A 457-nucleotide genomic window follows, 5' to 3' on the forward strand; every position below is an offset into this window, starting at 1 on the left:
CACCCGGAGTACCGCACCCTGCCCATGGTCTGGTATGTGCCGCCGCTGTCGCCCATCACCTCGGCGGCCAACGCCGGTCAGATCGGCATCAACGGCGAGCTGCCGGACATCGCCCAGATGCGTATTCCCGTGCAGTATCTGGCCAACCTGCTGACGGCGGGGGATACCGCTCCGGTGATTCGATCGCTTCAGCGCATGCTGGCGATGCGTTCCTACCAGCGCAGCAAGCACGTGGACCAGTTACAGAACCTGGCCGTGCTGGAGCAAGCCGGCCTGACGGTGGCCGAGGTCGAGGAGATGTACCACATCATGGCGATCGCCAACTACGAAGACCGCTTCGTGATTCCGAGCAGCCACCGCGAATACGCCGAAAATGCGTTCGATATGCGCGGCGGATGCGGCTTTACTTTCGGTAACGGCTGCTCTGACGGCGCAAGCGACGTGAGCCTGTTTGGCG

General features: G+C 63.0%; 1 pseudogene. It reads left to right on the top strand.

What is annotated here, in order from left to right:
• Positions 1-457 (top strand): annotated as a pseudogene (gene narH / locus B3F77_RS18790) (nitrate reductase subunit beta); the annotation flags it as partial.

It is taken from the genome of Polaromonas sp. UBA4122 (genome assembly GCA_002381615.1).
GTDB lineage: Bacteria > Pseudomonadota > Gammaproteobacteria > Burkholderiales > Burkholderiaceae_C > Polaromonas.